At 31.4% G+C, this 14264-nt stretch carries 13 protein-coding genes; all 13 read right to left on the reverse strand.

Annotation, left to right across the window (positions count from 1 at the left end; translation table 11 throughout):
• Nucleotides 1–49: 49 nt before the first annotated feature.
• The 13 genes from HMPREF2586_RS10465 to HMPREF2586_RS10525 all read right to left on the reverse strand — a co-directional run bounded on the left by HMPREF2586_RS10465 (nt 50) and on the right by HMPREF2586_RS10525 (nt 14143).
• The gene (locus tag HMPREF2586_RS10465; RefSeq protein WP_070812736.1) at nt 50–2101 is read right to left on the reverse strand and encodes a peptidoglycan D,D-transpeptidase FtsI family protein; all 2052 of its coding nucleotides are present in this window, start codon (nt 2099–2101) and stop codon (nt 50–52) included.
• Nucleotides 2102–2221: 120 nt separating this feature from the next.
• Complete coding sequence (locus tag HMPREF2586_RS10470; protein WP_046208161.1) at nt 2222–2821, reverse strand: superoxide dismutase; 600 nt, start codon at nt 2819–2821, stop codon at nt 2222–2224.
• A gap of 278 nt (nt 2822–3099) precedes the next feature.
• Nucleotides 3100–3513 (reverse strand): Fur family transcriptional regulator, encoded by a 414-nt coding sequence (locus HMPREF2586_RS10475; protein WP_046208160.1) that lies wholly within the window; start codon nt 3511–3513, stop codon nt 3100–3102.
• Nucleotides 3500–4363 (reverse strand): metal ABC transporter permease, encoded by an 864-nt coding sequence (locus HMPREF2586_RS10480; RefSeq protein WP_046208159.1) that lies wholly within the window; start codon nt 4361–4363, stop codon nt 3500–3502. Before HMPREF2586_RS10480 ends, HMPREF2586_RS10475 begins: the two co-directional genes overlap by 14 nt.
• Nucleotides 4360–5133: a metal ABC transporter ATP-binding protein gene (locus HMPREF2586_RS10485; RefSeq protein ID WP_064208902.1), complete on the reverse strand. Its 774-nt coding sequence runs from the start codon at nt 5131–5133 to the stop codon at nt 4360–4362. Before HMPREF2586_RS10485 ends, HMPREF2586_RS10480 begins: the two co-directional genes overlap by 4 nt.
• Nucleotides 5134–5310: 177 nt before the next feature.
• Nucleotides 5311–6201 (reverse strand): deoxyribonuclease IV, encoded by an 891-nt coding sequence (locus HMPREF2586_RS10490; RefSeq protein WP_046208157.1) that lies wholly within the window; start codon nt 6199–6201, stop codon nt 5311–5313.
• A gap of 16 nt (nt 6202–6217) precedes the next feature.
• Nucleotides 6218–7552 (reverse strand): DEAD/DEAH box helicase, encoded by a 1335-nt coding sequence (locus tag HMPREF2586_RS10495; protein ID WP_070039375.1) that lies wholly within the window; start codon nt 7550–7552, stop codon nt 6218–6220.
• 204 nt (nt 7553–7756) lie between these two features.
• The gene (locus HMPREF2586_RS10500) at nt 7757–8860 is read right to left on the reverse strand and encodes a Nif3-like dinuclear metal center hexameric protein (RefSeq protein WP_046208155.1); all 1104 of its coding nucleotides are present in this window, start codon (nt 8858–8860) and stop codon (nt 7757–7759) included.
• Nucleotides 8861–9541 (reverse strand): tRNA (adenine(22)-N(1))-methyltransferase, encoded by a 681-nt coding sequence (locus HMPREF2586_RS10505; RefSeq protein ID WP_070039379.1) that lies wholly within the window; start codon nt 9539–9541, stop codon nt 8861–8863.
• Nucleotides 9542–9607: 66 nt separating this feature from the next.
• Entirely contained in the window at nt 9608–10714 is a 1107-nt protein-coding gene (rpoD, locus tag HMPREF2586_RS10510; protein WP_046208153.1) for an RNA polymerase sigma factor RpoD, read from the reverse strand.
• Nucleotides 10715–10852: 138 nt separating this feature from the next.
• A complete protein-coding gene (gene dnaG / locus HMPREF2586_RS10515) occupies nt 10853–12637 on the reverse strand; it encodes a DNA primase (RefSeq protein ID WP_046208152.1) in 1785 nt (594 codons plus the stop codon).
• Nucleotides 12638–12683: 46 nt separating this feature from the next.
• A complete protein-coding gene (locus HMPREF2586_RS10520; RefSeq protein WP_046208151.1) occupies nt 12684–13505 on the reverse strand; it encodes a pyruvate, water dikinase regulatory protein in 822 nt (273 codons plus the stop codon).
• 14 nt (nt 13506–13519) lie between these two features.
• Complete coding sequence (locus HMPREF2586_RS10525; protein WP_075100076.1) at nt 13520–14143, reverse strand: transcriptional regulator CcpN; 624 nt, start codon at nt 14141–14143, stop codon at nt 13520–13522.
• Nucleotides 14144–14264 lie beyond the last annotated feature (121 nt).

Here is a 14264-nt window from a genome sequence, read left to right on the forward strand (position 1 = left end):
TATATACCATACCCATAGGTTTTTAACTTAAAAATGAGTTATATGAATTTTATTTTTTATCTTTTTCCTTAAAATAATAGTTAATGATGTCTCTACCTAAGTCACCACCATTAAGCCAAGGTTCTGGAACAGGTTGATTTGTATATACAATTGAAAATGCTAATTTCGGATTATTACTTGGTGCATAACCTACATAAGTTGAATTTACTTTTGGTTTACCGTCCTGGAATACTTCTGCTGTACCAGTTTTACCAGCTGAAGGCACAACAGTATCATTGAAACTTTGATAACCTGTACCTTCTTTTTCATTATATGCCATTTTGAAACCTTCTTGTACTTGCTTAACTTGATCTGATGTATTGTTAACTTTATTTAATACGTCGCCTTTTACTTTTTGTTTCACGGGTCCTAATGAATCTTTATTTGTTGCTTTTCTGATTTCTAAACCAATATGTGGTTGAATTCTATAACCACTGTTCGCAATCGTAGAAGCATATTGTGATAACTGTAACGGTGAATAAGTGTCATATTGTCCAATTGCCAAATCTAAATAATTACCTGGATTATCTGTTAGCGGTTCTATTTGTCCGCCAGTCTCATTTGGTAAATCGATACCTGTTTTAACACCTAAACCAACTTGATTTAGTCCTTTTCGTAATTTTTGACCTGCTTCTGAGATATCAGTTGGTAGTGACATGTTTGGCGCGTATGGTGAACCTGCAATTTTTAATGCTGTTTTAAACATATATACGTTTGATGAATGCATTAAAGCTTCTTTATCATCTATAGTTACTTTACCGTCTTGGTTAAAGTATGAACGTTTAGAAAGACCACCAGAAAATTTCAATGGTTCATCAACCATTTTTTCGCCCACATTAATTGCATTGTTTTGATAACCAGCAAGTAATGTTCCGCCTTTGACAGACGATCCAACAGCGTATTGTGATGTGAAAGTTCCGATATCATAATCGGTTAAATCACCATTTTTATCAATTTGTTTACCAGCCATTGCTAAAATATCGCCATTATTCGGATTTTGAACAACCACTAAAGCATTGTCCATATCTTTAGCACCTTCACTACGTAATTTGCTTATTTGTTTTTCTAAATATTCTTCAGTTTTCTTTTGCAAATCAATATCAATACTTAAAACAAGATCATCTCCGCGTGACCCCTTATGAATCACTTGTGAGTCAATAACTTCTCCCGATTTATCTGTTGTATATTTCATTTCTTTCTTTTTACCTTTGAGAATATCATCATACTGATATTCCAAATAAGATTTTCCTACACGATCATTTCTTGAATAACCTTTTGACAAATATTGTTCTGTTAATTCTTTTGGAATACCTTCTTGTGTCGTAGAGACATCACCAAAAATACCACGTAATGTATCATCATATGGATACTTTCGATCCCAGTCCATTGTTGTATTAACCCCTGGTAAATCAGAAAGTTTTTGTGACACTGCAGCATATTCTTCATCAGTAACATCTTCATTTTTAATCATTTGAGGATCTAATGCAGAACCTGACATCATCTCTCTAAATATCGCTAATACTTGTAAATCTTTGTCTGAAAATGAATCAAATTGTTGCTTTCCAATTTTTTTATGTAACGTTTCATCATATTGTTCTTGAGAAATACTCCCATCATCTAACAATGCTTGTTCTTTTTTCATTAATTTGTCAGCTTGATTAGGGTGTTTCAAAATCCAAAAATCTTGTTTATCTCGATCTGTGATTTTATCGGTATCCATTTTTATAAGTTTCGATAAATCAGTAGCTATTTTTAAAACTTCTGATTGAGAAGTTTTTCTTCCCCGAGAAAAAGTGATGGCTTTTTTTGATGCATTATCTACTAGAACTTTACCATTTCTATCGAGAATTCTTCCTCTCGGAACAGCTTCATTAACAGTTAAATTCTCACTATTTTTAATTAATTGTTTATAATGAGAGCCTTGTGCAATTTGCAAATAGCCTAATCGTAAGACAATTATTGCAAAAATAAATACAATTAGACCAAACACAAAGCTTATTCTTTTATTCATCGTATTTCTTATTTTCTCATCGTTTGATTTTTCCTTTAATCTTTTTAGCAAAACAACATACCTCTATTCAAAAGTGATCACTTTAAATGATATATGAAATTGATACAGATTTCTATTATTTTAAATAAAAAAATGACGACCTGTGTAAGGCCGTCAAAAATAGAAGCTTAATTATTTAGCAGCGTTATATAATTCATCAACTTTTTCCCAATTTACAACGTTCCAGAAAGCACTAATATATTCTGGACGTTTGTTTTGGTATTTAAGATAATAAGCATGTTCCCAAACGTCTAAGCCTAAGATAGGTGTTTTACCTTCAGTTAATGGGTTATCTTGGTTTGGAGTTGTAACAATTTCTAAATTGCCATTATTAACAACTAGCCAAGCCCAACCTGAACCAAAACGAGCTGCAGCTTTATCTGCAAATTCTTCTTTAAATGCATCTAAAGAACCCCATTGTTCTTTAATTTTATCAACTACAGTTCCTTTTTCTTCAGAGTTTGGAGTTAATAATTCCCAGAATAATGAATGGTTTAAGTGTCCACCACCATTATTTCTAACAGCTGTTTGAATATTTTCTGGTACACTGTCTAAATTTGCTACAATTTCTTCAATTGATTTAGATTCTAAATCAGTACCTTCAATTGCTGCATTTAATTTAGTAACATAAGTGTTATGATGTTTGTCATGGTGGATTTCCATTGTTTGTTGATCAATATGTGGTTCTAATGCGTCAGAACCATAAGGTAAATTTGGTAATTCAAAAGCCATAAATAATCATCCTCCTAATTAATCTGTAAATAAAGCATAACAACTAAAAATGATTACAACAATGAATATGCTTACAAACTTATTCAAAAGTCATAAAATTATATTTGTTATCTTTAGTTCCTTTACTATTATATCTCAAAATAGTGGATTTTAAACATAAAGGACAAAGTATTTTAAAAATTCAATAAAATTCAGACTAATGACCTATATTTAGAAGGGAACTTTTTAGTAATAAGCGTCGATAGGTGCTATTTTACATTAGATACACGCTAAAAATTTTAAGCATGCTGACAAGCTTCACATATGCCATATACTTCTAATTTGTGTGTGTGAATATCGACTTTTGGTAAAAAAGCCTTTATCTGTTCAATTGGACAGAAATCAATAATTTTTGTATCACCACATGATTCACAAATAAAGTGATGATGGTGGTGATCTGTACATGCTATTCTAAACTTCATTTCACCGTCGAGTTCGGTACCCTCAACGATGCCTAAATCTTTAAATAAATGTAAATTTCGATATATTGTATCAAATGAGATACCTGGATAATCTTTGTCTAACTTTTGCTGTATATGTTTTGCGTTAATGTATTTATCTTCTTCTATAAAAACATTTATCATATCTCTTCTTTTATTTGTATACTTGTGTCCTTCTGCTTTTAGAATATTAATTGCTTCATCTGTTTTCATTATTAATAGCCCCTTTCACAGTTTTAAATTTAAACTTTTGATATGACATCATCATTGCTAATAAAAGTACAAGTAATACGACAATTACGCCTCCAGGGGAAATATTCATATAAAATGCTAATACTAGCCCTGCTATAACTGAAAATTCACCAATTAACACGCTTAATATAATAAGTTGTTTGAATCCTTTTGTCATACGCATTGCTATAGCTATCGGTAATGTAATTAATGCACTTACCAATAAAATACCTACGACTCTCATAGAAGCAGATATGACCATCGCGACGATAATAATAAATAAAAATTGTATCCATTTCGGAATACCTATCACTTTACTATATTCTTCATCGAATGAAAGAATGAATAATTCCTTATAAAATAACAATATAAATGCTAATACAATAATAACGATTGCGATAATAGTTGATAAATCACTGATAGTTACAGCACTGATTGATCCAAATAATAATCCAACAATTTCTTGATTAAAACCATCTGCAAGTGAAATAAAAATGGCACTTAATGCTATTCCTGCACTCATTATAATAGGGATCGCAATTTCTTGATAATTACTATACGATGTTCTAAGTTTTTCAATCAATAACGCACCAATGACTGCGAACAATATCCCAAACCACATTGGATTAATAAAAGTTAGTGCGGGTGCAATAGTCACGAAAAACATCCCGAATGAGATACCACCAAGTGTAACGTGACTTAAAGCATCTGCAATTAATGATAGCCTTCGTACAACAATAAATGCACCAATTAATGGGGCAATAAAACCAATCAAAATACCACTTAATAGAGAGTATCTCATAAAATCAAAATTTAATAATGCCTCAATCATGATGAACAACACTCCCTATTATGTTGGTGATCTACAAATTGTATAGGATGACCGTATATTTTAGATATTTCTACCTCATCTAACGATTTAAAATCCTCTGTCGTGCCATGAAAATGCAGATGCTTGTTTAAACATGCTACTTCTGTAGCAGTATCAGCCACGACACCTATATCATGCGTAACCAAAATGATAGTTACGCCTTCATTTTTTAAAGTTTCTAGTGTTTCATAGAATTCACTAACGTGTTTTGCATCTATACCGTTAGTTGGTTCATCTAATATAAGGACTGAAGGGTTACTGATCAACGCTCGTGCAATTAATACACGTTGTTGTTGCCCACCAGATAATTCGGCAATATTTTTATTAATTAAATGGCCTATATTCAATCGATTTAATACGGCTTCCACTTTATTTTCATCCTTTTTATTAAACCACTGAAATAACTTTTTACGTTTCGTCAGCCCACTCATCACGACTTCTTTAACACTTGCAGGAAAACCTGCTTTAAAAGCTTGAGCTTTTTGTGAAACATAACTAATCTTGTATAAAGATTGTTTTCCATTATATACATTACCATCTACAAGTATTTCACCTTTTTGCAACGGTAACAATCCTAAAATAATTTTTAGCAAAGTTGATTTACCGGCACCATTAGGTCCAACTATAGCCAAAAATTGTCCTTTATTAATTTTAATATTAATATTTTCTAATACTTTTTTGTTTTCAAAATAATAATCGATGTTTTTTAATTCGAACACTGGAGTAGTCATCTTTTCACCTCGTTCTATACTATACAACTTGCAAACAATTATGTAAATAGTAATGTTTACGAATTAACAAAAAAAGGATGATCTAGAAACTCATTTTGAATTGAGTTCGCTATGTCATCCTTTAAATACATTTATCTATTTTTTCACATTTTTGATTATAATTCATTTTTTTTAGTATTATTGCATTAAAATTTTATCCTTTAAACTTGGATCAAATTGTTGTTGTTTAAGCATTTCAATTTCAAATTTATAAGGTGGTTTTTTATTCTTTTTATCTTCACCAACATAGGGTGTTTCAAGTATTTTGGGAATGTTTTTAAACGTATCATGATGAACGATATAATTTAAGGCATCAAATCCGATATAACCAAAACCTATATTTTCGTGTCTATCTTTATGAGCACCAATATCATTTTTACTATCATTTACATGAACAACTTGTATTCTATCTATGCCTATAATCTTATCAAATTCATTCAACACACCATCAAAATCTTCTTTTACATTATAGCCTGCATCATGAGTATGACATGTATCGAAACACACAGATAAACGTTCATTATGATTGACACCATCTATAATTCGAGCGATTTCTTCAAAATCCCTCCCAATTTCTGAACCTTTGCCAGCCATTGTTTCAAGTGCAATGCGTACATTATTGTCATTCGTCAGCACTTCATTTAGACCTTCTATGATTTTATTAATACCAGCGTCCGCACCTTCTCCCACATGTGAGCCAGGGTGCAATACTATGTCTTTAGCACCAATGGCTTGCGTTCTTTCAATTTCACTTTGTAGAAATTCTACGCCTAGATTAAACACATGTGGTTTGACAGTGTTTGCAATATTTATTATATAAGGTGCATGTACTACAATATTTGAAAGACCGTACGTTTGCATTAATTCTTGTCCTTGATCAATATTTAGCTCTTCTATTGGCTTTCTTCTTGTATTTTGTGGTGCACCTGTATAAATCATAAAAGTAGATTCACCGAATTTATGTGCTTCTTCAGCTGAACCTGCCAACATTTTTTTACCATTCATAGATACATGAGATCCTAATAACATAGTAGTCACCAATCCTTTATTTATTTTTTCTGGCTTGACGATTTTGTTTCTTACTGTATTTTTTACGCTCTTGACGTTTTAAATGTTCAAGATCACGTTGGAATTTTTTCTTATAGCCAGGTTTTACTTTTTTCTTATTTCTCTTCACTTTATTTTTTAATTCATTTGTTAAATGATCATCTTTATTCTTACGTGATTGACGTGTATTGTGTGCTTTAATTGGCGATAACTCATCATTTTTTATATCAACATTTTCAAATTGATAACCTCGTTGTTCTATTAACGCTATGTTTTCTTCTTCTTCAGGGCTATATAAGGTAATCGCCACGCCCTTGTATTGCCCTCTACCTGTACGGCCAACACGATGCGTGAAGAAATCGATATCATTTGGTACATCAAAGTTAATCACATGGCTTACGCCTTCAATATCTATTCCACGCGATGCTAAGTCACTTGCAATAACATATTGAAATTCTAAGTTACGAATACGCTTCATTTGTTGTTTACGCTCTCTTGGCGTTAAACCACCATGTATCATACCTAATTTTAAACCGGCAGTATTTAACTGGTCTGCAAGTTCGTTTGCATTATCACGACTATTACAAAATATAATACATAGATATGGATTTAAAATATCAATGAGTTTTATTGTTTTTTCTATCTTTGCTTCACCCTTTGTCGGAATTAAATAGAATTCAATATTTTTTTTATTTTTTTGAACATTTTCAATTTCGACGTATTCAGGATTTTCTAAATATTTATTTAAAAATGGATGTAATGATTTAGGAATAGTAGCGCTAAACACAGCTATATGGGAGTATTCATCTAAACGTGTAGCAATGTGGTCTACCTCTTCTATTAATCCTAAATCAATCATTAAATCAGCTTCGTCCACAACTAAATAAGAAGCCAAATGCACATGCAAATCTCCATGTTTAGCTAAATCGTTTATCCGAGTTGGTGTTCCTATAATAAGTTGCGGTTGATTCTTAGCGCGTTGTCTATCTTTTTCTATATCTGTGCCACCAATAAAAAGTTTAACAGATAAATCACCTTTGTAATCAGCTAAATGACTAGCGACATCAAATAGCTGTTGCGCTAATTCCCTTGTTGGAGCAACGATGATTGCCTGTGGTTCTTTAATATCGACATTTATTAAATGTATCAGTGGTAATAAAAAGGCATGGGATTTTCCAGTGCCTGTCTGAGATTGTCCAATTAAGTTTACTTGTTTTAATATTTTTGGAATAACTCTATTTTGTACTTCTGTAGGTTGATTAAAGTTCAAATTTCGTACCGCGTCAATTAAACTTGGGTCTAAATTAAACTTATCGAATGGGTGATTTGCCATGATTTGGCCTCCTTAAATCTTCATCTTTTCTATTATAAAGCATTCGCAAACGATTTTGAACTAATTATTTTATACTAAATTGGCAGTCATCAAATATAATTTAAATGTAAGTGTAGCTGGAACATAAGGATGCACAGCCTAGAAAAGATTACTAGTCATTCACTAAAATAAATTTTATTTCTTGATAGTAAACATGCATGGCAATTATAAATAATTAAATGGATCTGTGTTGAGGTTAGATGACTTAATTTCAAAAGTAATATCATCTGGGTTAAACCAATCTATTAATAAATTACACAAACCATCTTTCATTACATATTCACTATAATGGTTAATATCTAATAAGTTAATACCAGCAGTTTTTGCATCTAATGCATCATGATGTTTAATATCACCAGTGATAAAGATATCTGCACCTTGTTGAGCGGCTTGAGTCTCAAATCCAATACCGGAACCACCAATAATCGCAACCTTCTTAATAATTTGATCTAAATTACCAACATATCTTACACTTGGCATTGCCAAATTCGCTTTGACATGCTTCACAAATGTAGATATATCCATCTCGGATTCTAAATCACCAATCATACCTAAACCATAATTCGCTTCTTTTTCCATTTTTATAAAATCAAAAACTGGTGTTTCGTATGGATGATTATTTTTAATTAATTGTTCTGCTAAATCTTTTTGATATGCTTCAATCATAAATTCTAATTTAAATTCTTTTACTTCTTCAATTTTATCTATTGAGCCAATATGTGGGTTGGCACTACCAGTAGGCTTGAATTGTCCATTCCCTGAACTTTCAAAGAAACAATATTTATAATTTCCTTCTTCAGCTAAACCTGCATCACTCAATGCATCTTTAAATGTTTTAAGATTCTCTTCAGGTATAAACACTTGTACCTTATAGTATTTTAAAGTTTCTGGATTTAAAATATGTTGGTTCTTCAATTGAAGCTTTTCTGCTAACATTGCATTAACACCTTTTGGATAAACATCCAAATTTGTATGTAAAGCAATTAAATTAATATCATTTTTAATTAATTTTCGTAAGATAGCACCATAGCCTTCTTGTTGAATGATATTATTAACACCTTTAAATATGAGTGGATGATGACAAATAATTGTATTGAAACCTTGGTTTATTGCTTCATCAACAATTTCATTAGTACAATCTAGCGCGGTTAAAACACCTGAAATTTCAGCAGATTCATCTCCGATTAACAAGCCAACATTATCCCATGACTCTGCAGTTTCAAATGGTACATGCTGATTTATTACTTGGAGTAACGTTTTAATTTTCATTTACAACACCTCATTAATTAAATTGATTTCGTTGTTAATTTCATTTAGCCGTTCACGATGTTTTTCAGTGTTCAATTGATCTTTGATTTTTTGCAATGCCTGTCGTTCTCTTTCCCATTTTTTAAAAAATAATTCATGTTTCTTTTTTAATAAAATCGGTCCAAACTTTATTTCTGATTTAGTAAGTGTTTGTGTTTGTTGTTCAAAATAATCTGCCACTATTATTTCATATATATGCCCTTTTTCTTCTAAAATAACTTCTTCAATAATCTTGTAATGCATGGAATCTAACAAATTTCTAATCGCACTAGATTGTATATTACTTTGTAAAATAAGCCTCGGATGGGCAGTTAATTTCTCTTTACCTTCTTCAAGGATTTTAGCTATTAACGGTCCACCCATACCACATATAGTGATGGAATTAACTTGATCATTTGACTGTAATATCGACAATCCATCACCTAGTCTAACATCGACATGATTACTTAACTCATGTTCCACAACATTTTTTTTCGAAGCTTCAAACGGTCCTTGGATAACTTCTCCAGCAATTGCATTTTTGACTAAATTGTTTTCAATCGCATAAATCGGAAGGTATGCATGGTCTGAACCAATATCCGCTAAACAATCCCCTATTATATATGTACTTACTTTTTTTAATCTTTGATTTAATATAACCATAAAAGCGCTCCTCTATGTAAATGTAAAAAGCTCTTTTGTACGACTAGGTACAAAAGAGCTGAAAAATTAGTCCATAAAGTCTTTAAGACGTTTACTTCTACTCGGATGTCTTAATTTTCTCAATGCTTTAGCTTCAATTTGACGAATACGTTCTCTCGTAACGCCGAAGACTTTGCCTACTTCTTCTAGTGTACGTGTTCTTCCATCATCAAGTCCAAAACGTAAGCGCAGTACATTTTCTTCTCTATCTGTTAATGTATCTAATACATCTTCCAGTTGTTCTTTTAATAATTCATAAGCTGCATGATCAGATGGACTTTGGGCTTCTTGGTCTTCAATAAAATCACCTAAGTGACTGTCATCTTCTTCACCAATTGGTGTTTCTAATGAAACTGGCTCTTGAGCTATTTTTAATATTTCTCTTACTTTTTCTGGTGGTAAATCCATTTCCTCACCAATTTCTTCTGGTGCTGGATCACGACCTAAATCTTGTAATAATTGTCTTTGTACACGGATTAATTTATTAATTGTTTCTACCATATGCACTGGAATACGTATTGTACGAGCTTGGTCTGCAATAGCACGTGTTATTGCTTGACGTATCCACCATGTCGCATATGTTGAAAATTTAAATCCTTTATTAAAATCGAACTTTTCAACTGCTTTTATTAAGCCCATATTACCTTCTTGAATTAAATCTAAGAAAAGCATGCCACGGCCAACATATCTTTTGGCTATACTGACTACTAAACGCAAGTTTGCTTCAGCTAATCTTGACTTAGCAACTTCGTCACCTTGTTCAATTCTTTTCGCCAATTCTATTTCTTCTTGCGCATTTAATAAATCGACACGTCCGATTTCTTTAAGATACATACGAACAGGGTCATTAATTTTAACACCTGGAGGAGCACTTAAATCATTAGGATTTAATTTTGCATCTTTGTCAGAACTATCTTTTTCGTTTACCAAACTGATATCGTTATCTGTTAATTGATCAAATAGTTCATCCATTTGATCAGAATCCATCTCGAAGTTTTGCAATTTCTCTGCAATTTCTTCATGGCTAAGATGCCCTTCTTTTTTACCTTTTTCAATTAAGTGTTTTTTTACATCTTCTAAAGTTAGAGATGGGTCTATTGTTTGCTTTTTAAGTGTAACTTTATTTCCAGACATGAAAAGGCCTCCCGAATATAATATCAACTTGAAACCATGATATCATTTGATAGATAATCTTAATACTATCTACCCATAAATCATACGGTTTATTCAAGTTGTTAAACCCAATAATCTACAGATATATTCATTTTTAATTTAATTCATTCTATTTTTATTGAAGTTTACAATTTTTTCTAGGTAATATTTCTGCAACTCTAAATCACCTAATCTAGAAGCCTCCCGTAACTTTTGATTAAGCGATTCAATCGTTTCTTCATTTCTATTTGTTAAAAGTGTGTCTAAATAATCATCGATTTCATGTTCATATGGTTCTTCATTTATCAAATAGTTATCCAATGATATAAATGCTTCTTTAATGTCATTTGTATCGATATATTGTAAAACATCACTAATATTAAACGTATCATTCTCAGAATAAAACTCATGTAAAACATTAAATATACGCTTAAAATACTGATTTGTAAAGTCTTCTGTTTGAAGTAATTTATGATAATTTAAAAAAATATCCTTATCATTCATAAAATGTTTTAATAAAGCACGTTCTGCTTTTTCTTGCTTATTTAAATGAGTGAATTGTGGCACACTAGGCATTTGATATGACTGTGGTTGATAATAATCTTCACGTAGTCCTACTTCATTATTTAAACTATCCATGCTTACTTTAAACAATTCTGACACGTCTTGCAATATCTTTTTGCGTAAAATCGATGACTTCATTAATGAAATATCATTTGTGATTTCTTTTAAATACCTTTCATATGCTAAATCATTATTTTCTATTTCTTCTTGATGCATATGGACTTTATAAAGAATAAATGCTTTTTTTTCATGTTCCACAAAATAATTAAACGCATCTGCACCGTGTTTTCCAATATACTCATCCGGGTCCATGTTTTTTGGTAGTTGAACTACAAAAACATTAAATCCTTGTTGCAATAATATTTGCCCAGATTTTAAAGTGGCCTCACTACCCGCAAAATCACCATCAAACATTAATGTCACATTTGAAGTGAGTTTTTTCATAAATGCGATATGTTCTTGTGAAATCTGAGTTCCCATACTTGCCACAACTTGATGCAAACCTGCGTAATCAGCTTTTATCACATCCATAAAACCTTCAAGTAGTATAATTTCATCATTTTTACGAATTGCTTTTCTAGCTTGATCAACGTTGTATAACAATCTTCTTTTTTGAAATATCGGTGTTTCAGGACTATTGAGATATTTAGGCTCTTGATTTGTATATGTTCTTCCTGAATAACCAACTGTTCGACCTTGTGCATTTGATAATGGAAACATAATTCGATCCCTGAAACGATCATAATAGCTGAAATTCTCTTCATTCCTAGACAATAAACCCGCTTCATATGCTAATTGAATATCATAACCTTTTTTCTGTAAAAAGTCATGGCAAAAATGTGCATTTTTAGGTGAATAACCTATTTTCCGACGATCTATGAGTTCATCTGTAAACCCACGTTCTTTTAAATAGTTTAACGCTGCTTCTCCTTCAACGGTTTTTTTTAATGCATAATGATAGTAATCTTGCATTAATTCATGCATCTCAATCATTTGCAAATCTTCAGAAGCAATTTGATGATTAGTATGCTGTTCTGACGTTGCTTGAGGTGTTTCCACTTCAATATTTACACGTTCACCTAATAACTTTACAGCTTCAGTAAAAGAAACGTCTTTAATTTCTTGAGTGAATTGAAAGACGTTTCCTCCTTTTTTACAACCAAAGCAATGGCAAATTTGTTTATCTTCAGAAACAGTAAATGACGGTGTTTTTTCATCATGAAAAGGACACAACCCAATGTAATTGCGCCCTCTTTTTTCTAATTTAACGTATTCACTTACTAAATCGAGAATATCTGTTTTCTCTTTTATTTCATTAATGGTTGCTTGTTCAATTCGCAAAATTATCACCTATTAGACAGTAGTTATAATATTATAATAGAAATTCTTATTTTAAGAAACTGTTTTGCTCAATAATACTAATGATGTCATTTGCAGTTTCTTCAATCGCTTTATCAGTTACGTCTATAACAGGACATCCAATTTTTTCAACTAATTCATTGAAATAATTTAATTCTTCTTCAATACGTTGCTCGGTAGCATATCTTGCACTATCACCTAAGCCTAATTGCTTTAATCTTTCTTTTCTGATGCGATTTAATTTATCCTCACTTATCTTTAAGGCAATGCATTTTGAAGTATCAACATTAAATAAATTATCTGGGGGTGTGACTTCTGGCACAATAGGAATATTCATCACCTTATAACTTTTATGTGCAAGATACTGTGAAAGAGGCGTTTTTGAAGTTCTAGATATGCCCAATAGAACGATATCAGCTTTATCTAAACCTTTTGGGTCTTTACCGTCATCGTATTTTACTGCAAATTCTATAGCGTCAATTTTTTTAAAATATGCTTCATCTAATTGGTGCACGAGTCCGGGTTCAAAATATGGTTGCTCATCTATTTTATCTAATAATATATTCATCAATGGGCCCATAATATCTACAGATTTAATTTGAAATTCTTTAATTTTTGCTTCCATATACTTTCTTATTTCTGGTTTAACTAATGTATAAACAACTATCGCTTCAGTATCTTTAGCAACTGAGATTACCTCATCTACGTTTTCTAAAGCTTCTATATACGGATACCTACTAATTTCACTTTCACATTGATTTGGGTTAAATTGTGAAATACATGCTCTTGCTACAAGTTCAGCAGTTTCACCTACTGAGTCAGAAGCAACAATAATTTTAATATTTTCCATTTAATACATACCACCTATTCATTTAGTAAAGAGACAAAAATTTTAGTAATTGTTGTTTTAGAAATACGGCCCTTCACTTCATATTTTCCATTTTCTTTTTTATTCACAATTGGTAAAGAATCAATTTCCTTTTCAATCATTAGGTTTGCAGCAAATATGACACGTTCGTCTTCCAATACAAAGCTTAAATTAGGCATACGAGTCATTATAATATTAACAGGCATAGTATGTATATCCTTACCTATCATCGAAGCACGTAATAAATCCTTCCGAGAACAAACGCCTATAAAATCTCCTTCATTATTTATAACAAATAACGTACTAACATCCTCTAGAAATATAGTACAAATCGCATCGTAAACTGACATTTCACTTTTCACTACTACAGGGTGTGACGCATAATCTTTAACAATATATTGTTTTAATTGATCAGCAATTAATTTATTTTTGGGTTTTCCAGAATAGTAGTAGCCTACGCGTGGGCGTGCTTCTAAAATACCAGACATTGTAAGTATTGCTAAATCTGGTCTCAAGGTCGCTCTTGTAAGACTAAGATGTTCTGCTATATGTTCACCAGTAATAGGTCCATTATTTTTGACAATATCAACAATTTGTTGTTGTCTTTTATTCAGTTCTATAAGACTTCACCCCTTTACTCATTACATTTAATTATACATTGAATTATAAATTGCTACAAATACATATATTTACTTGCTAATAATCAACCAATACATTAAAATTATATTTAAAGCGAGTTAA

The sequence above is a fragment of the Staphylococcus sp. HMSC034G07 genome (assembly GCF_001835975.1).
Taxonomy (GTDB): domain Bacteria; phylum Bacillota; class Bacilli; order Staphylococcales; family Staphylococcaceae; genus Staphylococcus; species Staphylococcus ureilyticus.

What these genes read in the sequence shown, in the direction of transcription:
- HMPREF2586_RS10470 (WP_046208161.1), bottom strand. Translation starts at nt 2,821, where the DNA reads ATGGCTTTTGAATTACCAAATTTACCTTATGGTTCTGACGCATTAGAA.
- HMPREF2586_RS10475 (WP_046208160.1), bottom strand. Translation starts at nt 3,513, where the DNA reads ATGAAAACAGATGAAGCAATTAATATTCTAAAAGCAGAAGGACACAAG.
- HMPREF2586_RS10480 (WP_046208159.1), bottom strand. Translation starts at nt 4,363, where the DNA reads ATGATTGAGGCATTATTAAATTTTGATTTTATGAGATACTCTCTATTA.
- HMPREF2586_RS10485 (WP_064208902.1), bottom strand. Translation starts at nt 5,133, where the DNA reads ATGACTACTCCAGTGTTCGAATTAAAAAACATCGATTATTATTTTGAA.
- HMPREF2586_RS10490 (WP_046208157.1), bottom strand. Translation starts at nt 6,201, where the DNA reads ATGTTATTAGGATCTCATGTATCTATGAATGGTAAAAAAATGTTGGCA.
- HMPREF2586_RS10495 (WP_070039375.1), bottom strand. Translation starts at nt 7,552, where the DNA reads ATGGCAAATCACCCATTCGATAAGTTTAATTTAGACCCAAGTTTAATT.
- HMPREF2586_RS10500 (WP_046208155.1), bottom strand. Translation starts at nt 8,860, where the DNA reads ATGAAAATTAAAACGTTACTCCAAGTAATAAATCAGCATGTACCATTT.
- HMPREF2586_RS10505 (WP_070039379.1), bottom strand. Translation starts at nt 9,541, where the DNA reads ATGGTTATATTAAATCAAAGATTAAAAAAAGTAAGTACATATATAATA.
- rpoD (WP_046208153.1), bottom strand. Translation starts at nt 10,714, where the DNA reads ATGTCTGGAAATAAAGTTACACTTAAAAAGCAAACAATAGACCCATCT.
- HMPREF2586_RS10520 (WP_046208151.1), bottom strand. Translation starts at nt 13,505, where the DNA reads ATGGAAAATATTAAAATTATTGTTGCTTCTGACTCAGTAGGTGAAACT.